This window comes from Candidatus Woesearchaeota archaeon, assembly GCA_030651135.1.
In the GTDB taxonomy this organism is placed as follows: domain Archaea; phylum Nanobdellota; class Nanobdellia; order Woesearchaeales; family JACPBO01; genus JACPBO01.
Genome location: JAUSCS010000013.1, coordinates 66,983 through 85,789 on the forward strand (window position 1 = coordinate 66,983; position 18,807 = coordinate 85,789).

Below are 18,807 nucleotides of genomic sequence, written 5' to 3' on the forward strand. Positions count from 1 at the left end.
CCCGTTACTTCAACTTAGAGCTTTTATAAATCTCTTCCTTATACGGCTTCAGCCTTACAATGTCTGCAAGAATTCCCCTCTTTTTCAGCTCTTTTTTCAGATCTTCTGTAAAGAAATACTGGTCATATCCGAGCGCTATCACATCCGGCTTTATCTTTTCTATTATTTCATATTTGTCATTTCCCAAACTGCCCAACATCGCTTCATCAACATAGGGCAGCTTTTTGATGTTCTTCAGCCTTCTTTCCTCATTGTTCTCGGGGAATCTTCCTTTCAGCGCTTTTACAGTAAGATCCCGCGCCACAACAACAACTAATTTGTCAGCATGCTTCTTTGCCTGCTTCAGGAAGTTCATATGCCCGGGATGGACAATGTCAAATGTTCCGAAAACAAGGACAGTGATCATAATATGTTGATTTATTATTTATTATATAATTCTTTTGTTTGTTTTTGTTTTGATATTAGATGTAACTTTTTGGTAGTTAAAATAGAAAGATTTTTATAGAAGCTGTTGTATAGCTCACAGAATGAAAACTTTGAATTTGGACTGCATAACCAGAAGGGAGTTTTTAAGAATCGCTTCCGGATTTTGTTTAGGTGCAGGGCTGTCAAATCTTAATATATTGGCGGATGCTTTCTCTATTAACAGGCGCAGAAAAAAAGTGAGATTTGATGTATATGTGGAGCCAATGAAAGATGATTTTTTCCATGAAAATAGAAAAGAAATATTCGGCCTTGTAAGGGATTTCTACAATAAAATCGATGTTGATCTGGATTTTGTTTTTCATGATGAACAGGAGCAAATAAGCAAAAAAGACCTTAACCATGAGGATCATTTTGCATTGCTTTATGTTAATGAAGAGGAATTTGCCAACAGGTCATTCCAGTACCATTTGGACTATAATCCCGGGTTTAAAACTGATTTTGAAAAATTTACCGGAATGGTGGATGAAGAATTATCAGGAGGATCAGAAAGCACAAAGAGATTTATAGAGGGGGAAAAGGAAAAATTCAAAAGAACTTTGATAGGTACTTTACAGGAAGACTGCGGTGTAGCGCATCCAGAAGAATCTACAATTTATATGCACACCTCGAATTCATTCAGGCAGACAAATGACGGGATTATAAAAGGCGGAAAACTTAATGATGGTGCAGTAAAAGGAATTTTTTTGCCGCTTTATGCTTCTTATGTCTGCCATGAAATAGGCCATTTGTTTGCTTTGTGGCACTCGCATCAATTTCTGAATGATCCTGTTGAAGAGTATAATGCTGATATGCCAAATCTTATGAGCTATAAATACCCAAAAATTCCCGTATCTGCTAAAAGCCCTATTGGCATGACTTTGAATGATTACCAAATAGGGCTGATACATGATTACTTGGCAAAGGGGAAAACTTATCAGCTTTTTAAGAAAGCAGACTTTAATTATGTAAAATACCATTTAAGCAAAGAATTTCTTGAACAGATACTGAAATAAATGAATCTGCAAATTACGCGCCTAGCTGCCCTTCTGTCAATCCTTTTCTCTCAACGATCTTCTTTATTATGATCGCCTGCAGCTCTGCAGGAACTGGCTCGAACATTTGATCTATGAGAGAAGAAACTCCCCTGCCGCTTGTTGCGCTTCTGAGATCAGATGCCCAGCCGAGCAATTCAGCCACCGGCATCTTTGCTTTTGCAACAAACATTGTTCCTTGCTGGTTCATTTCAAACAATTGGCCTCTTTTCCTTGAAACAAGCTTTGAAATCTCTCCCATATATTCTGCAGGGCCTTCAATAAGCAAAACTTGCAATGGCTCAAGCAAAACAGGCTTTGCATACATCATTGCCCCTCTTATGCCTTCTCTTACAGCAGGATAAACCTGAGCAGGACCTCTGTGAATAGCATCTTCGTGCAGCTTTACATCAGTCAATGTTACCTTTATTTTGTTGCATGGCTCTCTGCATAAAGGGCCTGCTCTCATAACATCTTCAAAAGCATCTATTATAAGTTCCATAACCTCCAGTAAATGAACCTCGCCCCTGGTTATTTCAAGCAGCATATTGTCTTTATAGATATCCTTGACTCTTCTTGAAATTTTGCTTTCCATTCCCCTGATTTCCAAGTTCTTCCACAGCTCTTCATCCTTTTTCTTTATTCTCATTTCAGGAAGAATTCCCTCAACTGCTGCTTTGTAGATTTCATCATTAAGCGGCTCAACAATGAACATGAATTTATTGTGCTTATTGGGAGTTTTGCCCTCAATTTCAGGAGATAGTTTTGTGATAGACTCCCGGTAAACAACTATTGGCGGCGATGTCTTGACATCAACGCCTTTCTCTGTTTTTATTCTGCCTTCTATGATTTCGAGATGAAGCTCGCCCATGCCGGACATCAGATGCTCACCGGTTTCTTCATTGATTTCTATTTTAATAGAAGGATCTTCTTTTGCAACTTTCCTGAGAACTTCAACAAGCTTTGGAAGGTCCATTGGCTTTGCAGCTTCTATTGCTTTTGTGATTACTGGCTCAAATATGTGCTTTAATTCAGTGAAAACCTGCTCTGGCTCAACTGTTATTGTTTCGCCTGCATTTCCAACAACCCCTGCAATTGCCAGCACGTTTCCTGCTGGAACTTCCTCCATCTGCTCTGTCTTAATGCCATTGTACATCAGAACTTGCTGTATTCTCTGATACTGCTTTGCATCATTGAGATAAACTTCCATTCCGTTTTTAATTGTGCCTGAAAATAATCTTCCCGCAGATATTTCTTTCCCTGATTTAGAATCAATCACAATTCTTGTTATGACAAAAGCAACTTTTCCATTTGGGTTGCAGCTTATGATATCTTTTCCAAATTCAGATTCGGGGTCGCCATGCCATATTTTTGGAATCCTGTATTTTTGGGCTTCAAGCGGATTAGGAAGGTGCTTTATGACCATATCAAGAACAACTTCGTGCAATGGTGCGTTCTCCCATACCCATTTTTTCCTTTCCTCTCCAGCCAGCTCATAAATCTTAAGAATATCCTTGAAGCCTATATTTTTCTTCTTCATAAACGGAACAGACATAGCCCAGTTATCCCTTGCTGAGCCAAATGCAACGCTTCCGTCCATGATATCAACCTGGAATTTCTTCTTGAATTCAGGCTCTGCTATTTCATCTATCAGCACATTGAAATCCTTGAAAATCTTCATGAACCTTTCCTGCATCTGCTCCGGAGTAAACTGGAGCTCTTTTATCAGCCTGTCAACCTTGTTTATAAAAAGAAGCGGCTTTACTCTCTCCCTTAATGCCTGCTTTATGACAGTTTCTGTCTGCGGCATTATGCCTTCGCAGGCGCAAACTAGAACAATGGTTCCATCAATTGCGCGCATTGCCCTTGTAACATTTCCGCTGAAATCAATATGTCCCGGAGTGTCAATCAGGTTAATCAGATATTCTTTGCCTTCAAATTCATGCACCATTGAAACATTTGCAGCATCAACTGTAAGCAATCTGTCCTGCTCGTCCTTATGCTGCCACGTCTCCATTCCGGCATCTAAGCTTCCGGCATTTTTTTCAGCCATCAGGCCAGCAGCTGCAAGAAGATTGTCTGTAAAAGCAGTTTTTCCGTGGTGTATGTGCGCAGAGGTGCAGATATTTCTAATCTGTGTCTGCGCCTTCATCAGTCTCCTTAATCTGTCTAATCTTGTTTCAGCTGCCATTTTTAGAAAACATGAATTTCATGCACTGTCTTGTAGCTGTGCAGCTCTTCTGCCTTGAACCACAGCTCTATCTCTTTTTTTGCCTCTTCTTTTGAAGATGACGCGTGTATAAGATTCTTTATTGAAATTCCTTTCTTGTCCGTGTACTCGTAAGAATGATGCGCAAAATCGCCCCTTATAGTTCCAGGCAGCGCTGTTCTCGGCTCTGTAGCGCCGACTAATTTTCTTGCAATCTCAACTGCATGCAGTCCTTCTAAAACCATTGCAATTACCGGGCCTGATGTGATGAAATCTTCCAGCCCTTTGTAGAATGGCTTCTTGATATGGGCTTCATAATGCTTCTTTGAAAAATCCTTGCTCATCCAAATCATTTTCATTCCGACAATTTTCAGACCTGCATTTTCAAATCTATCTATAATTTCGCCAGTGATGCACCTTTGCACAGCATCAGGCTTCATCATTATGAATGTTCTTTCGATCATTTTTTACCCTCTTTCAGCCTTTTATGCTCAGCTGTCCATTTTAATTTTCTTGGATTTCTATTTAAATTTAAATTCCTCTCGCATTTTGACGAGCAGAAATAAAGCAGGCTACCGTCATTCTTCACAAGCATTTTTCCTGTTCCGGGCTTCAGTAAATTGCTGCAGAATATGCATTTTGCCATTTTATTTCCTTCCGCTCTGCGTAAGCCTCTGCGCTTCTATCTCTGTTTCCCTCAGCATTAAAATGTCGCCTATTCTTATTGGGCCTTTGACATTTCTTCTCAAAGTTTTGTTTTGATCCCTGCCTTCCAGCACCTTGCACCTGATCTGTGTTGCTTCTCCTCTTGTCCCTGTTCTTCCTATGACCTCTTCGACTCTTGCAGGAGTGGCTTGTGTAAAGCTAATCACGCCTTTTTTTTCTTCCTCGCCTTTCTGTGGCCTTTGCGGCGCTGCTTCTTTCTTGCCGTCTTTGCCATCTGTTTTAAGATGCTTTGTAACATCAGTTTGCGGTTTAGCCATTTTATTTCCTTATCTTGAACTGTTTATTATTTCCTTTACCAACTCTTTTGCTTCGCCTTCATTTACTATTGCAACGCTGACTGTCGGAACATCCAACCCTGCAGCTGCGCCAAGCTCTTCTCTTGATGTGACTTTAATGCACGCAATGTTCTTTTCCTTGCAAAGCAATGGAATGTGCATTACAATTTCGGGCGGGCTTACATCTGCTGCAATTGCAACCAACTTTGCTGTTCCTCTCTCTATTGCCTTTGTAACCTCATTTGTTCCTTTCTTGATCTTTCCAGTTGTTTTAGCGAGCTCTATAGCCTCGTAAACCTTTTCTATTGTTTCCTTTGATATATCAGCCATTTTGACCTCCAAGCTTGATCAATTCAATTATCAGAGAACAATGATTTGTTCCCTCATTCAGGCAATGACGCCTTCATTAATCATTGGTATTATCCAGAAAAATGGGTTTGTTTATAAAGTTTGTTGTTTTATTTTAGTTGCTTTTATAATTTTCGTAGGGCAAAAGTTATAGCACGAGGGGGTTATTTCTGAACGACTAAACGAACTAGGGGGTGGGGCGGATGAAACGAAAATGTAAAACATACAGTTTAAAAGCCAAACATTAATAAATACTCAATATTCTACTGCATGTATGAAAGGGGGAATTTTCTTTAATCACAAAAAACTGAAAATCATCTGTGAAGATGTGCTCTCAACAGATAAAATTCCTGATGAAAGTGTTGATTTAATTGTTACATCACCGCCATATAATGTTGATATTAAGTATAATTCTCATGATGATAAGATCACTTATGAAAAATATTTAGAATTTAGTCATAAATGGTTATCTAAATGTTTTAAGTGGTTGAAAGATGATGGAAGACTATGTCTTAATATTCCCTTAGATAAAAACAAAGATGGCCAACAAAGTGTTGGTGCAGATTTTACAACAATAGCTAAAAAAATAGGATATAAATATCATTCTACCATAATATGGAATGAAGGAAATATTTCACGAAGAACTGCTTGGGGCTCTTGGTTAAGTGCATCTGCCCCTTATGTGATAGCACCAGTAGAACTTATTATCATTTTATATAAGAAAGACTGGAAAAAGAACGAGAAAAAAGAATCGGATATAACTAGACAAGAATTTATGGATTGGACTAATGGTCTATGGACTTTTCCCGGTCAAAGCAAAAAAGGAGCCGGTGGTCATCCTGCACCTTTCCCTGTTGAATTACCGAGAAGATGCATTAAATTATTCAGTTTTGTTGGTGATGTCGTATTAGACCCGTTTATGGGGAGCGGTTCAACATTAATAGCCGCAACTTTAAATAACAGAAAATCAATCGGTATTGATATTGATGAAGAATACTGTAATTTAGCAAAAAAAAGAATCATCAATGAAGCAAATCTTTTGGAAAAAAAACTAAACGAGAGGGCTATTGAAGTATAAATGCGATAAATATGGCAAAAGATACAGAAGAAACAACACAATCCGATATGATTATGGAGTATTTTAAGAAAAATCCAAACAGGGATATATCACATCCTGAAGTTGTAGATTGGGTTACTGCTGAATATCTAAAACGAACTGGAAAGGTATTCAGAGATCCCGATAGGGGAATTCGTAAACTGCATCAAGTTGGTTACTTAAAGAAAATCAAAAAAGGGATATACAGATATGATCCTAAAAATATAAATATTAGAGAATTAGATGATTTTAGTCCTGCTGTGAGGGAAGCCATCTTCAAAAAAGATGGTTACAAATGTGTTCTTTGTGGAAGAGGAAAAAATGAAGGTTTTGAACTTCATGCAGACCATATAAAACCTAAAGATTTTGGAGGAGAAGCAACACTAGAAAATGGCCAAACACTTTGTAGTCAGCATAACTTTCTTAAGAAAAACTTTAAACAAACCGAAACTGGCAAGAGATTCTTCATTCGCTTGTATGAGTTATCCAAAAAAGAGAATAATCAGCCATTACTGCAATTTTGTGCTCAAATTTTAGAAGTCTTTGAAAAGAATAATATTAACGGACATATTGTATGGAAGAAATAGGATAACAACAAAATGTTTCTCCTTAATTATTGTTCTTGAGTTGTCGCTTCGCTTTTTTGATTAAACAACTGCCACTAAAATTAACACTGCCTAAACTGGAAATTGGGTCGCTTGCGCCAAATCTCCACAACATTTTTATACCAATAACCAATTTAATCTTTAAAATGGAGCTCACAAAAGATCAATCAGATGCTATGCAGGAGAAGATCAGCAAGATGTCTCCAGAGGAGCAGCGGGAATTCCAGAAGCAGCAGTGCGTATTCTGCCATATAATTATCGGAAAAGTGCAGTCAAAGAAGATCTATGAAGATGACAAATGCATTGCAGTGCTTGACATCAATCCTGCCAATCCGGGGCATATGCTTGTTCTGCCGAAAGAGCATTATTCCATAATGCCGCAGATCCCTGAAGAAGAAATAGGATATCTTTTCAAGGTTGCCAAGGCATTATCACAGGCCAGCCTGAAGGCATTGCAGAGCCATGGCACAACAATATTTGTTGCAAATGGCGTTGCAGCAGGCCAGAAAGCGCAGCATTTCATGATCCATGTTATTCCAAGGGTTGAAAATGACGGAGTTGGATTGGAAATTCCTCACAACAGAATAAGCGAGGATGACCTGAATAAAGTAAGAAAGATATTAGCTGAAAAACTCGGCGCAGTGGAAGCAGAAATTGTAGAAGAGCCTAAAAAAGAAGAGAAGCCAAAAGAAACAAAAACTGAAAAGAGAAAAGAGCCTAAAAAAGAAAAACCAACTAAAAAATCAGATGAGAATTCAGATCTCGATCTCATAACAAACTTATTGAGCGGTGGAAAATGATGGACAACTGCCCTTTCTGCGCAATAATCGAAGGAAAAGCCGCTTCGAAGAAGATCTATGAGGATGAAAGTATAATCGCAATCCTCGACTTAAATCCAGCAAATGTAGGCCATGTCCTTGTCATGCCGAAAGAGCATTATCCGATAATTGAGCAGGTTCCTGATCCTCTTGTTGATGCATTGTTTAAAATTGCAAACAGGATATCCATGACTGTGTTTGATGCATTAAAAGTAGAAGGGACAAATATCATTGTAACGAACGGAATTGCAGCAGGCCAGAAGGCAGCGCATTTCATGGTGCATGTAATTCCAAGGATGCAGAACGATGGCATTAACCTGAACTGGAAGCCGAAACAATTAAGCGAAGAAGAAATGTCAACAGTTGAGCTTAAGCTCAAGGAGCAGGCTAAAAATATCGGCGAGTTTGAAAGGGAAAAGCCAAAGCCGATTGTGATTGAAGACAAAACTGAGAAGATTCCTGAAAAGATCGGGAAAGAGGAGAATTACCTGATAAAGCAACTGGAGAGAATACCTTAATTATTTTCATTAAGAGTTATATTTGTTATAAAAGTTATAAAAAACAGAAAAGTTTAAATATAGGTTCTGGCTTTCTTATTGAAGGTGATTTCAAATGGATGTCTGCATAAAAAACATAAATGATGAAGATTGGCTGGCATTTAAGTCAGAATCTGCAAAGCATGGTATGAAAATGGGGGAGTTTTTTTCAAAAATGGTAGATGAGCATAAAGATATGTGCAATAAAAGCAACTGGAAAAACCTGCTGCATGGAGAAAAAACACTATCAGATGATGATGTTAAAAATATTAAAAAAGCAATGAAAGGCTTCAGGAAAGGGTTTGACTTCAGGAAATTATAAAATGGCTTTTGTTTTGGATTCAAACATCTATATTGAACTAGAGAGGAAGAATAAGAAGATTATTGATGAACTTTCAAAATTAAAAGAGCCAGAAATAGTTTGCATCACTGCCCCTTCTTATTCCGAAGTCTATTATGGGCTGTTAGCTGGTAAAAAAAGCGAATCAAAAAAAGAGCTGGATAACCTAAATAGTTTCTATTTGCTGAATACTACTGCGAATAGCTCAAGACTGTTTTCTGAAATCAAATACGGACTAGAAAAAAGTGGAAAGATGATTCCTTTATTTGACATCCTTATAGCATCAATCGCTATTGATAATGGAATGACCTTATTGACAACTGACGAACATTTTGAGCAGATTCCTGGTTTGAAAATTATTTTGCTAGTGCTTTAATTGTTTTTTATTTTTCAATTTTAGATAGATTGCTCTTTCTTTTCAAACAATCCTGGCCCCATCACATAAACCTTTATTCCTTTTTTATTTTCCTTTTCCCCATACCCTAAGCTGGTCATATTAAACCTTCCACCATCATGATCTCCGTCATAAAAAACCTCTCCCGTGTATGGATTTATTGCTTTTATAGTAACGTTTTTATTATGTATTTTTAATTGGTTATAGATCCTATTATAATCTACATTTTCAAATCTTTCTTTTTCTTCATCTGTCAGCTTTTGCTCTGCTTTGGTCATTTCCCTGAACTTAAGCAAATATGATTCTGTTGTTTTATTCATTTTCTGCCTCTTTTACAGTTCCAAACGGGAAAAATTTCAAACATTCTTTTAGGTTTAAATAATTCAGATAAGTTTTGAAATTTCCTGAAGAAACTAAATCTTTAACAGCATCTGCGTGATTCATTCCGTTTTGTTTAAGCTCAATTTCATACACTTTTTCATCAAAAGTTATTCCGCTTAAGCCATACAGGTATAATTTATGGGCATCTCCTGAAGTTATAAGAGGAATTTTAAACTGCTTGGCATCCGATTCTGACCTTGCTGCAGAATAGATTTGGACTAGCGATTCAGTTCCGTTTTTTTCAATAGCAATAGCGCCTCTTTTTATTGCCTGCTCAATGGCTCTTTTTCCATGAAAGCCAAGCCCCTCCCAAAAATATGGGTGATTAATTACAGCATAGCCGCCCATGTCAAGCGCTCTGTCAATTGCTTCATCGGGGGTACTTTTTTTATTCGGCAGTTTGCCTTTATAGCCATGAATTCCAAGCTCTCCCTTGTCTGTCCAGTATTCAATTGACCTCAAAAGAACAAGCTGCCTGCCCTGTGAATGGATCACAAGAGACCTTCCATCGCTGTTCACATCCAATTCGTACTTGTTTTCAATGTTAAGCTTATATCTGCCTTCTTTTAACTGATCAAATGCTTCAGAATTTCCATGGTCAGTAAGCGACCATATTGGAATCTTTTCCTTAAACAACAATTTAACTATATCATCCAAATCATCGCCGTCAGATAAATGCGAATGGGAGTGATTTTCAAACCGCAGGCCATCTTTGGGCTTTTGTGTTATGCCGAAGAATTGGCGGCCTAAGAATTTGCCGAATTCCCCGGACAGAAGGCCTTCTTTGGCAAAATTACGCAGAATATAACCGAGATGCTCGTTGCTCGCTATTCCTTTTATTGTTTTAACGATGGCCATAGAAATCTATTCCATTCAACTGTTGTTCATTAATTTATTTAAATCTACTTTATAATCCTTGTTTTTGAAGTTTAAGGATGCTGTAGATATTCCGCCGCCTGTTGTATCAATAGCCAAGTATGCAAACTCAGTCATCTGAAATGTCCCGCCAATTTCTTCAACTTTCTTAATAGGCGTGCTTCTTCCTGAATCAATCAATACAAGAAGAGGAATCTCAATGTGTACTGCGTGGCTGACAATAGTTCCAAGGTCTTTTTTATCATTAACCAATTTCTTAATATTATCGACAATACCCTCTCTGGAACGCGTATATATGGACACATATTGCTCAATAGGTTTTCCCAGATGCTCTGTTGCCATGGGATTTGCCAGCCAATAATCGATATTGCCGGCAGAACCTTCTTTTTTATATACTTCTAAGTTGACACCATTATCTACAATGTTAAATCTTGAATCCTCTGAAATTTCAATAGGCGAAAGATCATAATTTGCTAAATCTTCCTGTGTTTTAGGCGGGTTCATGCCTTCGCGCGGCTGCATATTAAATGCTCCAACCAAAAATGTTTTTCCGCACAAGTTCGTCCTATTCGTATCGGTGTGCCTGAAGAATGCTTTTTCCGGAGTTATGCCGTTTTCTCTTATCATTTCATAGAATGAACTACCCACTTTATAAGTGTCAGTAATAGCTTCAGGAAAGAGCTCATCCTTGCTGCCTCCCTCTGGTTTCTGAGGTGCTTTTCCATGCCTTCCCAGAAACAATAACTTTCGTGTTGCCATATGATCTGTGGCAATTAACTACTATATAAATCTTTCTATTTTGTTACCACTATGAAGTAATTTAAATAATCATCAAAATCACATTCCCCCAAATCAATGTAACAATAAACGCAATCAAAAAGCTCGGCACAAATGGGATCCCGTCTTTAACCAGTATCTTCCTGACCTTGCCTTTTTTATAAAGACCAATCAATTTCTTAATCTGCTTCTTCTCAATGCCGAGATCTTTTGGCCCGGCAACATACTTTCCATCAACATGAATGTCCTTGACAATCCAGTCGCCTTCTGTAAGCTGCATCGGAGTTACATGCTTCAGCATTGCGATCTTCTCAACTGACTTTATGAAAGTAAACAGATAAACAACAATGATCATGACAAAGACAATCACAAGAATAAGCAGCTTCAGTATCGGACTGGGAACAAAGAACACAGATACAAGCAGCACAAGGCTGATTATCAGAACAGCCCTTCTCCACAGCATAAAGCTTTTTTCAAGCATGAAATCCTTGAATACCTTTACAAAATTCTTCTTGTTCCTGAATGCAAGGATGCAGCTCCATACAACGCCGTATAATGCGCCGATAAAAAGTATATTGATCAGGAAAGAGATCATAAATGTGCTCAGCTTGAAATCCAGGCCAATTAGCGCACCAAGTCCGATAAGCATCTTGCTGTCTCCGCCACCCCACTGGCCTGTATAAAACATAAGATATGCCAATGCGAGGAACACAAGAAAACCAAAAACGCCATACAATAAAATCCAGACATCCCATGCTGCCAATGCCCATATAAGCCTTATTCCAAGGCCAGCAGCAACAAGCGAGTAATTGAGCCAGTCAGGCACTTCCCTCGTCTTAATGTCTGTGATGGATCCTATTAAAAGCGCTATAACGCATATCGCGATTATCAAAAAATAAGCCATTTCTGGATTTTAAACAAAAACGTTTATAAATCTTTTCGTTTTTATAGTGGAAATGTTTAAGATCGGGGGCAGTAAAAAGAGTCTTCCAAAGCACATCGCCATAACAGTTGAGGATGTTGCAAAAGACAAGACAATAGAAGAGCTTTACAGGCTGAAGTTCAGGAAAATAGAGGAGTTCATCAGCCTGGCCATAAGGCTGAATGTGCGCATTGTAACATTCTACCTTACTCCGCTGAGCGCAGAGAAGCTTGATAGCTTTCCGTCAATAGTTGATGCTATTGTGGATTTTTTTGACGCGCTTTCAAAAAGCAAGGCGCTGGCAGAGAGCAAAATCAGGGTTTCTGTTCTTGGCAAATGGTATGATCTTCCAGACAGGGCTGTTGAAAAAATCAAGAAGATAATAGATGAAACTCACGATTACAATGATTTCTTCGTCAATTTCTGCGTAAATTACGACGGCCAGCAGGAAATCGTTGATGCTGTAAGAATAATAGGCAGGATGATAAAGGCAGGAAGGCTCGATCCTGATGTCATAACAAAGCCGCTGATAAAGGAAAATATCTACACTTCCTATTTTGTGCCGCCGGAGCTGATCATCAAAAACGGAAGAAAAGAACTCAACAGCTTCCTGCTGTGGGATTCTGCGCATTCCCTGATTTATTTTACAGACAAGTTCTTCCTTGACTTAAACAAGACCGATTTGATAAAAGCAATAGGGTTCTATACTCGCGGACAATAGTTAATTAGAAACATTTTGTGTTTCTAATTTGCTCAGAAATGCAAAAGCATTTCTGACATTTATACAAATAGTTGTCCGCTCGTAATAAGCAAATGACATTTTTGTATAAAAATTTGTGTCATTTGCTATATCAGAAGAATTAATTTCTTGATTCTCTCAAGATGTCTTTGCAGGAATCTAAGAGGCAAATGAGAAAAAAAACAGATATTGCTATACCTGCCATGGCAATAGCCTTGCCCGTGTAAGGGTCAATCTCCCGCTTAAATCCAGACTGATAGTTATTGCCTCCAAATTTTATTCTGGATCTGATTATTCCGTATTCCTGCGGCAGGGTGGTTTTTTCTCCCCTGATCCCGTTGATTACATTCTCTATACTATCTACGCCGCCATAAAAAAATCCTTCTGCACTGTCTTTTATTGCCGCCAGCACAGGCACATTCATATCCCTGTCACCATTGACGCATTCATTTATCGTATGATGTATAAGTTTAGACGGTATTTCACATACGCCGAACCATAAATTTGCAGCTTTGTATTCTGCTTTTTCAGCATGTGCGTCATTGCACAAAAGATAAAGGCCTATGCCCAGGCCGAACAGGCATGGCAGGGATTTTTTAAAGAGCTTATACATATTCGTCACCTCTTTTTAAGATTCAGCATATTTGGCGTTAAGTATATTTAAATATTTGCATAAAAATGTCAGAATTTTCCATCCAGTCTTTGACTGGTGGCGGAAAGCCAACATTTTTCGTATGTTGAAAATTCTGAGCATGCTCAAAAACCACCTGATGCTGCAAACAGCAGCGACATGCCACCCATCTGTGATGGGTGGTTTTTGACAGAAAGTTTTTTAAATAGGCTGGCTTTCTCCAGCATTATGACCAAAAGAATAGGCTCGTCAAGAAAAAAAACAAGGAATGAGTTCAAAAAAGGCGCTAGAGAGCGCGGAAAAATAAGCTTAACCAGATTTTTTGCCAACTTTAAAAATGGCGAGAAAGTCGTGCTTTTGCCAGAGCCTGCTTACCAAAAAGGACTTTTTTTCCCGAGGTTCATAGGGAAGGTAGGCACAATAACTGAGAAGATCAAGAACTGCTACAACGTGCTGATACAGGACAGGGGAAAGAAAAAAGTTTTATTAGTGCATCCGATTCATCTTAAAAAGGTGGAATAATGAAGCCAGTAATAATAAGCGAAACTCCAATGAGAATATCTGAAGTAAAGGAAGATCTGAAGAGAATAAAGAAAAGAGACGGGGAATTGAACTTCAGGGCGGCAAAAACCGAGGAATATCTAGGGCATTACGCCAGCTTAGACGAAGAAAAAAGCAAGGAATTGTTTGACAAAATCAGCAAGCTGAACATACCCAGGATGAAGGATGTCCATATCTGCAAGATACTTGACCTGATGCCGAAGAATGCTGAAGATGTAAAAACAATTCTGCAGGGATATACAATAACTGTAAAGGTTGAAAACATAAAAAAAATTTCAGATATAATTAATGAGTTTTCCTGATTTCTAAGTAAAGTTTATATATAAGGATAATCAAGATAAAACTAAGAGGGTGGAATGGATCAGCAAAAAACAAAGGAAGAATGGGTAGTGGTGCTTGATTTTTTGCCGAATGGCTATCCTTTTGACACAAGGCCAAGCCATCTAAAGACGCCAATAGTTCAGGCAATAGGCAAAGAGCACTTCACTTTGCTAGAGCTGGTGCCGAAGAAAGGCATCACCTTGTCTCCAATTGAAGAGGTTTATATTGGAGAAGCTAAAAGGGACAAGATTCATCACATCCTGGGAAAGCTGTCCATGACAAAGCTTACAGGCACTGCAAAATCTGAGCTGGACTATTTTGTGCAGGATATTGTCCATAAAAATGAGGCCAAGTTTGTAGATTTCTTTAATAAATCGCAGCCCCTGACAACAAGGATGCATCAGCTTGAACTACTGCCTGGATTGGGAAAGAAGCATATGTGGGAGATATTGGGGCAGAGAGATGAAGCTCCGTTTAAAAGCTTTGAAGACATAAAGAAAAGGGTGAAGCTGATGCCGAATCCTGAAAGAGTTGTCATCAAAAGGATCCTTCTTGAACTGGAAGGCAATGAAAAGCATTATGTTTTTGTAGAGCGGTAATTGGTTGCTTTGATTATTTCTTTTGCTATTGCAGGATAATACTCCAGACCGAATGTATCACTATCGTAAACAACATCAGCTAATCCGCGCGTGGCATCAATTTCGAAGTGGGCATTTGTCTGTTTAATCTGTTCTTCAAGCAAAGATTTATTTTCAGGATCAATTCCCTTTCTGTCATGCAGCCTTCGCTGTACTTGAGTTTCAAATCTGCAATTTAAAGCCACGATATATAAGCCCCGCTCTTTAAGATATTTTACAGTTGAAGCTCTTACAGCATTATCAACTACATTTTGCACGCCAGGAATAACCAAACGTAAAATCAACTCTGCCAATATAGTATCGCCATAAATATCAAAAACTTTTTTGCCGATATCATCCATTTCCTGTCTTGAGAACTTTTTGCACTCTATGCTTCCATTTTTAAAGATAGTTTCAATATAATCTGCTTTAGGCAATGAGAGCAAATCAGAATCCGATGCAATTAAAGTCAGCGGAATGCCTGCGCCATACCTGTGCATATAAATAGGGTTAATAGCAGGATTCTCTTTCTTTAGGGCTGTTCCAAGTGTTGTTTTCCCAGAGCCCATTCCGCCGATTAATACTATGTTTTTCATAAAGCCTCATAATACGCAGTATTTCATTGCTGACCTTTCCAACAATATCTTCTATCCAATATAACTGCAAAATGAGGAGATAAAAATCTGTACGTATCATTTACACAACCTCTTTTAGCAGGTTCTCCATCTTCCTGAAGATAAAGTTCTGCTCCACCCAGTCTTATTTTTGAAGTATTGAATGTAGCTTTAACTCTTTCAACAAAATCCTTCTCTGATGGTTGAATAGGAATAGGATTCACATATCCTGTTTGATAAATAATTCTTGGACCTTGTGGTTGTAATCCTTGTAACCATCTTGTTGAAACTGGCAAGCGCACATCTTCAAATCCCATCAATATTGGGGATTTACAACTTCTCACTAACTGATCTCTTTTGTTTTCATACTTTGGATTTTTTTTATCATTAATATAAGCTTTAGGATGAAAAGGATGTACCAATACAATAAGTTCTTCACTAATGAGATTGCTGATATCTGTTCCAGGCAATATCAAAAATCCACTTCTGAGAGTAACTAATTCTGGTTGTTCTACACCCTTATTTATTAATTCAAAAAGTTTATCTGACATAATAAATTTTGATATTTTTTAAGCTTTATAAATCTTTCTATTTTTAACTACTTACAAGTAAAAAAGAATTTATCTGCTGCTGTCTGACTGCCTTTCAACTTCAAACTTCTTTGCGATCGCGCCGGAAGCCTGGTTTTTCTGATATGCAAAGATGATCTCATCAGCAAGCGCATCTACAATATGCTTTTTGGAATTGAATGACTTTTGAAATGAGCTCTGGGTCATGTAGCGCAATGCAATATCAACCCTTCTCTGCGGCGCGCAGTCTGTCGCTTTCGGATATCTTGCTCCGCCGTATTCGATTGTGATGATCTCTTCTCTGGGAGCTGCATTTTCAATTGCCTTTACAAAAACTTTCAGCGGATTCTCTTTCAGTTTCCTTTCAACAATCTTGAATGCCTCTTTTACAATATGGTAGGCGTTGCTTGCCTTGCCGGTCATATGGTAGCTCGTCCTTAAATGCTTCTTGCTTTTATGGCCCGGAATCATTAATTTGTTTATCAGCCTTTCAACAATAAAAGTTTTTGACTTGTGGAATTTTTGGCCTACATAGCGCGCCCCGGTCTTAGGCACAATTTTCGGCTCAATTGTAATGTAATCAACCAGCCCAATATCTTCTACTTTTATCCCTTCTGCGCCCCAGATATTAAATGCTTTTACATTGCTCATTTTCTAGCCTTCTCTATCTTGCCTTTCAATAAGGCAATCAAGCTTTGATCATTAACCTTTATTACTCTCCATCTGACTCCTGGAAGGTCGCCATAAGAACGGCCCATTCTGCCGCCTATGCATTCAATGATAACTTCATCATGCTCATCAATCAGTTTTTGAGCGCCATCACCTGGCATAAATGCTGTTACCTGCCTTCCGTTTTTTATAAGCTGCACTCTGCAGCACTTCCTCATTGCTGAATTTGGCTGCTTCGCCTCAAGCTGCACTTTCTCCAGAACTATTCCTCGCGCCTGTGAAGAGCCTTCCAATGGGTCAGACTTCTCCTTAAGCTTAAGTGTCCTTCTGACGTAAAGCCTCTCCTTCCATCTGCTTTTATGCCTTCTTCTCATCAGCTTTTTAGCAGCGTTTAACCCTTGTGACTTGCTTGCCATGTTATTAAAATAAGATTTTTGGTTTGTTTATAAACGTTTTTATTTTAAACCACCTTTATTCCCTCAATCTCAAAATACCTCTTTGCAACATTCTCATAAGCACGCAGATTCTGGGCATTTCTCCCTATAAGCAGCCCCTTGGTTTTTCCATCCTGTCCGGCTATTGTGACAATTTTATTCTCCTCTTTTATCTCTCTTGCAGCCAACGGATATATCAGATTTCTGACAAACTGCAGCAGATCATTATTGAACTCAACAATCCTTATCCTCTTATTCAAAACATTTTCAAGCCTTTTGACATTGACTCCGTTTTTTCCGATTGCCTTTCCGATCTCGCCTTCTTCAACAACAAACAAAAGCCTGCTTTCCTCATCAACAACATCCTTTAATTTAGCCTGGGTTATAGTTTCGAACAGAGAGATGAACTTCATCAGGCTAATATCGTATTTTATCCTATTCACTTTCAACCCTTAACAACTGCAATAACTGATGCCTGGAATGGCCTCTTGCACAGCATCCCCAGCTCTTCATTGGTCTGCCTTAGCTCAATGCAGTTTGCTCCTGAAAGGCTGCAGTATTTCTTAATGTCTTTTTTTACGCCATCCGGGCAGTTTGAAGATATAAAGATTTTTTCAGCCTTCTTATTCTTCAGAAGCTTGATAGCCCTTTCGCTGCCTATAATGAGCTTCTTGCTCTTCGCTAATTTTTTGATTTCTTCTTCTGCTTCCATTTTAACCCCTTATTTTGTTTTCGTTACCAAGCCGGGCAGTCCTGTTCCGATTGGCACAGGCTGGTTCAGCATTACATTCTCAACAACTGAATTCAACTCATCCACTTCTCCACATATAGATGCGCCAATCATGTGCTTTATTGGAGTTTCGAATGATGCCCTTGCCAATACAGATGCCTTCTCTTTCACAATTCCATATCTTGTAATGCCTCTTATCTTGCCGGATGTGCACATCGTATCAGCAACAAGCATTATGTGCCTTATATCTATATCCAGCACTTGGCTCTCCATGACCTTGAATACCTCATTGATTATTGCCTGCCTTGCAGCTTCTATTCCCAAAATCTCGGAAATCTCAAAAATATCATTTGATATTGTCTTTGTTTCATCAACATAATCCAGCTCAAACACCTTTTCGAGATTTGTGCCTGCCGTTATTATTATGAACTCATCTCCTCTTTTTACAGGAAGAACTTGCGAAATGCCCTTTATGCCCTTTATATAAACTTTCTTTAATTTTTCCTTAAGCTTGTACAGGTCATTAAGGTTTTCTTCCTTTCCTTTTGGCTTTACAGCAACTTCTTCGCCCTTAACTTTAACAGTGTGGCCTTTGACAGATTCTAGTGCCTTTGCAACAGCATTGGCAGTTGTGTCAATTTCATTCATCTTTTCTTTATCCAGCCTGATATCAAGCGACATATCGGCAATATTTATTGAAATCTCTTTGGTTATCTCCCATAATTCTGTTTCCTTTATTGACAAAGCAATCTTTCTTATATCCTTGCCTTTTGAATAAGGCTCTTTAAGGTGGATCTCCATCATCGGCGTTGAGATTTCTTTTCTTCCGTCGAAGATTTCAATTATTCTTGGCAGCCCCATTGTGACATTCATCTCAGCAACGCCTGCAAAATGGAATGTATTCAATGTCATCTGCGTTCCTGGCTCGCCTATGCTTTCAGCGCTTATCAAGCCAACGCTGTCTCCCGGCTCTACTTGCGCATTGATGTATTCATTGTAAACAGATTCAATTATCTCTTTCATCTTTCCTTTGTTTAAGCCTTTCGGCATATTCTCTTTTATTTCTTCAATTATCTTTTTCGGCATCTTATCTTCATAATCTTTCAGTAAATCTTCAACCATT

General features: G+C 38.5%; 29 protein-coding genes. 11 read left to right on the forward strand and 18 right to left on the reverse strand.

The window, feature by feature from the left end; translation table 11 throughout:
* Window positions 1-4: 4 nt before the first annotated feature.
* Window positions 5-406 carry an adenylyltransferase/cytidyltransferase family protein gene (locus tag Q7J54_06915; GenBank protein ID MDO8741273.1) on the reverse strand — a complete coding sequence of 134 codons (402 nt, stop codon included), beginning with the start codon at window positions 404-406 and terminating at the stop codon, window positions 5-7.
* Between the two features lie 121 nt (window positions 407-527).
* On the opposite strand from Q7J54_06915, the gene Q7J54_06920 reads away from it, so the two are divergent.
* On the forward strand, window positions 528-1,478 hold the full coding sequence (locus Q7J54_06920; protein MDO8741274.1) for a hypothetical protein: 951 nt from the start codon (window positions 528-530) through the stop codon (window positions 1,476-1,478).
* Between the two features lie 13 nt (window positions 1,479-1,491).
* Here the strand turns inward: Q7J54_06920 and Q7J54_06925 are convergent, their stop codons facing one another.
* The 5 genes from Q7J54_06925 to rpl7ae all read right to left on the reverse strand — a co-directional run bounded on the left by Q7J54_06925 (window position 1,492) and on the right by rpl7ae (window position 5,036).
* Entirely contained in the window at window positions 1,492-3,687 is a 2,196-nt protein-coding gene (locus Q7J54_06925) for an elongation factor EF-2 (GenBank protein ID MDO8741275.1), read from the reverse strand.
* Window positions 3,688-3,689: 2 nt separating this feature from the next.
* Window positions 3,690-4,169 carry a nucleoside-diphosphate kinase gene (gene ndk / locus Q7J54_06930; protein ID MDO8741276.1) on the reverse strand — a complete coding sequence of 160 codons (480 nt, stop codon included), beginning with the start codon at window positions 4,167-4,169 and terminating at the stop codon, window positions 3,690-3,692.
* On the reverse strand, window positions 4,166-4,351 hold the full coding sequence (locus tag Q7J54_06935; GenBank protein ID MDO8741277.1) for a 50S ribosomal protein L24e: 186 nt from the start codon (window positions 4,349-4,351) through the stop codon (window positions 4,166-4,168). Before Q7J54_06935 ends, ndk begins: the two co-directional genes overlap by 4 nt.
* A gap of 1 nt (window position 4,352) precedes the next feature.
* The gene (locus Q7J54_06940) at window positions 4,353-4,577 is read right to left on the reverse strand and encodes a 30S ribosomal protein S28e (protein ID MDO8741278.1); all 225 of its coding nucleotides are present in this window, start codon (window positions 4,575-4,577) and stop codon (window positions 4,353-4,355) included.
* Window positions 4,578-4,697: 120 nt separating this feature from the next.
* On the reverse strand, window positions 4,698-5,036 hold the full coding sequence (rpl7ae, locus tag Q7J54_06945) for a 50S ribosomal protein L7Ae (GenBank protein ID MDO8741279.1): 339 nt from the start codon (window positions 5,034-5,036) through the stop codon (window positions 4,698-4,700).
* A 292-nt stretch (window positions 5,037-5,328) separates the two neighbouring features.
* Between rpl7ae and Q7J54_06950 the strand changes: the two genes are divergently transcribed.
* The 6 genes from Q7J54_06950 to Q7J54_06975 all read left to right on the forward strand — a co-directional run bounded on the left by Q7J54_06950 (window position 5,329) and on the right by Q7J54_06975 (window position 8,825).
* Window positions 5,329-6,132 carry a site-specific DNA-methyltransferase gene (locus Q7J54_06950; protein ID MDO8741280.1) on the forward strand — a complete coding sequence of 268 codons (804 nt, stop codon included), beginning with the start codon at window positions 5,329-5,331 and terminating at the stop codon, window positions 6,130-6,132.
* 11 nt (window positions 6,133-6,143) lie between these two features.
* Window positions 6,144-6,737, forward strand: coding sequence for an HNH endonuclease signature motif containing protein (locus Q7J54_06955; protein MDO8741281.1), 594 nt, complete (start codon window positions 6,144-6,146; stop codon window positions 6,735-6,737).
* A gap of 164 nt (window positions 6,738-6,901) precedes the next feature.
* Complete coding sequence (locus tag Q7J54_06960; GenBank protein ID MDO8741282.1) at window positions 6,902-7,555, forward strand: HIT family protein; 654 nt, start codon at window positions 6,902-6,904, stop codon at window positions 7,553-7,555.
* Window positions 7,552-8,091 carry an HIT domain-containing protein gene (locus tag Q7J54_06965; GenBank protein MDO8741283.1) on the forward strand — a complete coding sequence of 180 codons (540 nt, stop codon included), beginning with the start codon at window positions 7,552-7,554 and terminating at the stop codon, window positions 8,089-8,091. The genes Q7J54_06960 and Q7J54_06965 overlap by 4 nt, the downstream gene beginning before the upstream one ends.
* A gap of 94 nt (window positions 8,092-8,185) precedes the next feature.
* Entirely contained in the window at window positions 8,186-8,431 is a 246-nt protein-coding gene (locus Q7J54_06970; protein MDO8741284.1) for a hypothetical protein, read from the forward strand.
* 1 nt (window position 8,432) lies between these two features.
* On the forward strand, window positions 8,433-8,825 hold the full coding sequence (locus Q7J54_06975) for a PIN domain-containing protein (GenBank protein ID MDO8741285.1): 393 nt from the start codon (window positions 8,433-8,435) through the stop codon (window positions 8,823-8,825).
* Window positions 8,826-8,845: 20 nt separating this feature from the next.
* Here the strand turns inward: Q7J54_06975 and Q7J54_06980 are convergent, their stop codons facing one another.
* From Q7J54_06980 to Q7J54_06995, 4 genes are all read right to left on the reverse strand, one after another.
* Window positions 8,846-9,163 carry a hypothetical protein gene (locus tag Q7J54_06980; GenBank protein MDO8741286.1) on the reverse strand — a complete coding sequence of 106 codons (318 nt, stop codon included), beginning with the start codon at window positions 9,161-9,163 and terminating at the stop codon, window positions 8,846-8,848.
* On the reverse strand, window positions 9,156-10,082 hold the full coding sequence (locus Q7J54_06985) for a hypothetical protein (GenBank protein ID MDO8741287.1): 927 nt from the start codon (window positions 10,080-10,082) through the stop codon (window positions 9,156-9,158). Before Q7J54_06985 ends, Q7J54_06980 begins: the two co-directional genes overlap by 8 nt.
* 15 nt (window positions 10,083-10,097) lie before the next feature.
* Window positions 10,098-10,859, reverse strand: coding sequence for a hypothetical protein (locus Q7J54_06990; GenBank protein MDO8741288.1), 762 nt, complete (start codon window positions 10,857-10,859; stop codon window positions 10,098-10,100).
* Window positions 10,860-10,920: 61 nt separating this feature from the next.
* Window positions 10,921-11,781 (reverse strand): A24 family peptidase, encoded by an 861-nt coding sequence (locus tag Q7J54_06995; GenBank protein ID MDO8741289.1) that lies wholly within the window; start codon window positions 11,779-11,781, stop codon window positions 10,921-10,923.
* Between the two features lie 52 nt (window positions 11,782-11,833).
* On the opposite strand from Q7J54_06995, the gene Q7J54_07000 reads away from it, so the two are divergent.
* Window positions 11,834-12,520 carry an undecaprenyl diphosphate synthase family protein gene (locus Q7J54_07000; protein ID MDO8741290.1) on the forward strand — a complete coding sequence of 229 codons (687 nt, stop codon included), beginning with the start codon at window positions 11,834-11,836 and terminating at the stop codon, window positions 12,518-12,520.
* 139 nt (window positions 12,521-12,659) lie between these two features.
* On the opposite strand, the gene Q7J54_07005 is transcribed toward Q7J54_07000, so the two are convergent.
* Window positions 12,660-13,151 (reverse strand): hypothetical protein, encoded by a 492-nt coding sequence (locus tag Q7J54_07005; protein ID MDO8741291.1) that lies wholly within the window; start codon window positions 13,149-13,151, stop codon window positions 12,660-12,662.
* 246 nt (window positions 13,152-13,397) lie between these two features.
* On the opposite strand from Q7J54_07005, the gene Q7J54_07010 reads away from it, so the two are divergent.
* The 3 genes from Q7J54_07010 to Q7J54_07020 are packed head-to-tail and all read left to right on the forward strand — an operon-like array spanning window position 13,398 to window position 14,650.
* Window positions 13,398-13,691: a 50S ribosomal protein L21e gene (locus Q7J54_07010; protein ID MDO8741292.1), complete on the forward strand. Its 294-nt coding sequence runs from the start codon at window positions 13,398-13,400 to the stop codon at window positions 13,689-13,691.
* Window positions 13,691-14,032: a hypothetical protein gene (locus Q7J54_07015; protein ID MDO8741293.1), complete on the forward strand. Its 342-nt coding sequence runs from the start codon at window positions 13,691-13,693 to the stop codon at window positions 14,030-14,032. The genes Q7J54_07010 and Q7J54_07015 overlap by 1 nt, the downstream gene beginning before the upstream one ends.
* 54 nt (window positions 14,033-14,086) lie before the next feature.
* On the forward strand, window positions 14,087-14,650 hold the full coding sequence (locus Q7J54_07020; GenBank protein MDO8741294.1) for a DUF655 domain-containing protein: 564 nt from the start codon (window positions 14,087-14,089) through the stop codon (window positions 14,648-14,650).
* On the opposite strand, the gene Q7J54_07025 is transcribed toward Q7J54_07020, so the two are convergent.
* The 7 genes from Q7J54_07025 to rpoA2 form a co-directional block, all read right to left on the reverse strand.
* Window positions 14,629-15,264, reverse strand: coding sequence for a hypothetical protein (locus Q7J54_07025; protein MDO8741295.1), 636 nt, complete (start codon window positions 15,262-15,264; stop codon window positions 14,629-14,631). The genes Q7J54_07020 and Q7J54_07025 overlap by 22 nt on opposite strands.
* A 23-nt stretch (window positions 15,265-15,287) precedes the next feature.
* On the reverse strand, window positions 15,288-15,833 hold the full coding sequence (locus Q7J54_07030) for a hypothetical protein (GenBank protein ID MDO8741296.1): 546 nt from the start codon (window positions 15,831-15,833) through the stop codon (window positions 15,288-15,290).
* Window positions 15,834-15,902: 69 nt separating this feature from the next.
* Window positions 15,903-16,502, reverse strand: a complete 600-nt coding sequence (locus Q7J54_07035; protein MDO8741297.1) for a 30S ribosomal protein S7 — start codon at window positions 16,500-16,502, stop codon at window positions 15,903-15,905.
* Complete coding sequence (locus Q7J54_07040) at window positions 16,499-16,936, reverse strand: 30S ribosomal protein S12 (GenBank protein ID MDO8741298.1); 438 nt, start codon at window positions 16,934-16,936, stop codon at window positions 16,499-16,501. The genes Q7J54_07035 and Q7J54_07040 overlap by 4 nt, the downstream gene beginning before the upstream one ends.
* A 44-nt stretch (window positions 16,937-16,980) precedes the next feature.
* The gene (locus Q7J54_07045; protein MDO8741299.1) at window positions 16,981-17,397 is read right to left on the reverse strand and encodes a NusA-like transcription termination signal-binding factor; all 417 of its coding nucleotides are present in this window, start codon (window positions 17,395-17,397) and stop codon (window positions 16,981-16,983) included.
* A 2-nt stretch (window positions 17,398-17,399) separates the two neighbouring features.
* Window positions 17,400-17,666: a ribosomal L7Ae/L30e/S12e/Gadd45 family protein gene (locus tag Q7J54_07050; GenBank protein ID MDO8741300.1), complete on the reverse strand. Its 267-nt coding sequence runs from the start codon at window positions 17,664-17,666 to the stop codon at window positions 17,400-17,402.
* 9 nt (window positions 17,667-17,675) lie between these two features.
* On the reverse strand, window positions 17,676-18,806 hold the full coding sequence (gene rpoA2 / locus Q7J54_07055) for a DNA-directed RNA polymerase subunit A'' (GenBank protein MDO8741301.1): 1,131 nt from the start codon (window positions 18,804-18,806) through the stop codon (window positions 17,676-17,678).
* Between the last annotated feature and the right edge of the window lies 1 nt (window position 18,807).

What these genes read in the sequence shown, in the direction of transcription:
- Q7J54_06935 (MDO8741277.1), bottom strand. Translation starts at nt 4,351, where the DNA reads ATGGCAAAATGCATATTCTGCAGCAATTTACTGAAGCCCGGAACAGGA.
- Q7J54_06995 (MDO8741289.1), bottom strand. Translation starts at nt 11,781, where the DNA reads ATGGCTTATTTTTTGATAATCGCGATATGCGTTATAGCGCTTTTAATA.
- rpl7ae (MDO8741279.1), bottom strand. Translation starts at nt 5,036, where the DNA reads ATGGCTGATATATCAAAGGAAACAATAGAAAAGGTTTACGAGGCTATA.
- Q7J54_06915 (MDO8741273.1), bottom strand. Translation starts at nt 406, where the DNA reads ATGATCACTGTCCTTGTTTTCGGAACATTTGACATTGTCCATCCCGGG.
- ndk (MDO8741276.1), bottom strand. Translation starts at nt 4,169, where the DNA reads ATGATCGAAAGAACATTCATAATGATGAAGCCTGATGCTGTGCAAAGG.
- Q7J54_06985 (MDO8741287.1), bottom strand. Translation starts at nt 10,082, where the DNA reads ATGGCCATCGTTAAAACAATAAAAGGAATAGCGAGCAACGAGCATCTC.
- Q7J54_06950 (MDO8741280.1), top strand. Translation starts at nt 5,329, where the DNA reads ATGAAAGGGGGAATTTTCTTTAATCACAAAAAACTGAAAATCATCTGT.
- Q7J54_06965 (MDO8741283.1), top strand. Translation starts at nt 7,552, where the DNA reads ATGATGGACAACTGCCCTTTCTGCGCAATAATCGAAGGAAAAGCCGCT.
- Q7J54_07000 (MDO8741290.1), top strand. Translation starts at nt 11,834, where the DNA reads ATGTTTAAGATCGGGGGCAGTAAAAAGAGTCTTCCAAAGCACATCGCC.
- Q7J54_07025 (MDO8741295.1), bottom strand. Translation starts at nt 15,264, where the DNA reads ATGAAAAACATAGTATTAATCGGCGGAATGGGCTCTGGGAAAACAACA.
- Q7J54_06925 (MDO8741275.1), bottom strand. Translation starts at nt 3,687, where the DNA reads ATGGCAGCTGAAACAAGATTAGACAGATTAAGGAGACTGATGAAGGCG.
- Q7J54_06980 (MDO8741286.1), bottom strand. Translation starts at nt 9,163, where the DNA reads ATGAATAAAACAACAGAATCATATTTGCTTAAGTTCAGGGAAATGACC.
- Q7J54_07015 (MDO8741293.1), top strand. Translation starts at nt 13,691, where the DNA reads ATGAAGCCAGTAATAATAAGCGAAACTCCAATGAGAATATCTGAAGTA.
- Q7J54_06970 (MDO8741284.1), top strand. Translation starts at nt 8,186, where the DNA reads ATGGATGTCTGCATAAAAAACATAAATGATGAAGATTGGCTGGCATTT.
- Q7J54_06920 (MDO8741274.1), top strand. Translation starts at nt 528, where the DNA reads ATGAAAACTTTGAATTTGGACTGCATAACCAGAAGGGAGTTTTTAAGA.
- Q7J54_06960 (MDO8741282.1), top strand. Translation starts at nt 6,902, where the DNA reads ATGGAGCTCACAAAAGATCAATCAGATGCTATGCAGGAGAAGATCAGC.
- Q7J54_07005 (MDO8741291.1), bottom strand. Translation starts at nt 13,151, where the DNA reads ATGTATAAGCTCTTTAAAAAATCCCTGCCATGCCTGTTCGGCCTGGGC.
- Q7J54_07030 (MDO8741296.1), bottom strand. Translation starts at nt 15,833, where the DNA reads ATGTCAGATAAACTTTTTGAATTAATAAATAAGGGTGTAGAACAACCA.
- Q7J54_07040 (MDO8741298.1), bottom strand. Translation starts at nt 16,936, where the DNA reads ATGGCAAGCAAGTCACAAGGGTTAAACGCTGCTAAAAAGCTGATGAGA.
- Q7J54_06990 (MDO8741288.1), bottom strand. Translation starts at nt 10,859, where the DNA reads ATGGCAACACGAAAGTTATTGTTTCTGGGAAGGCATGGAAAAGCACCT.
- Q7J54_07020 (MDO8741294.1), top strand. Translation starts at nt 14,087, where the DNA reads ATGGATCAGCAAAAAACAAAGGAAGAATGGGTAGTGGTGCTTGATTTT.
- Q7J54_06955 (MDO8741281.1), top strand. Translation starts at nt 6,144, where the DNA reads ATGGCAAAAGATACAGAAGAAACAACACAATCCGATATGATTATGGAG.
- rpoA2 (MDO8741301.1), bottom strand. Translation starts at nt 18,806, where the DNA reads ATGGTTGAAGATTTACTGAAAGATTATGAAGATAAGATGCCGAAAAAG.
- Q7J54_07050 (MDO8741300.1), bottom strand. Translation starts at nt 17,666, where the DNA reads ATGGAAGCAGAAGAAGAAATCAAAAAATTAGCGAAGAGCAAGAAGCTC.
- Q7J54_07010 (MDO8741292.1), top strand. Translation starts at nt 13,398, where the DNA reads ATGACCAAAAGAATAGGCTCGTCAAGAAAAAAAACAAGGAATGAGTTC.
- Q7J54_06975 (MDO8741285.1), top strand. Translation starts at nt 8,433, where the DNA reads ATGGCTTTTGTTTTGGATTCAAACATCTATATTGAACTAGAGAGGAAG.
- Q7J54_07035 (MDO8741297.1), bottom strand. Translation starts at nt 16,502, where the DNA reads ATGAGCAATGTAAAAGCATTTAATATCTGGGGCGCAGAAGGGATAAAA.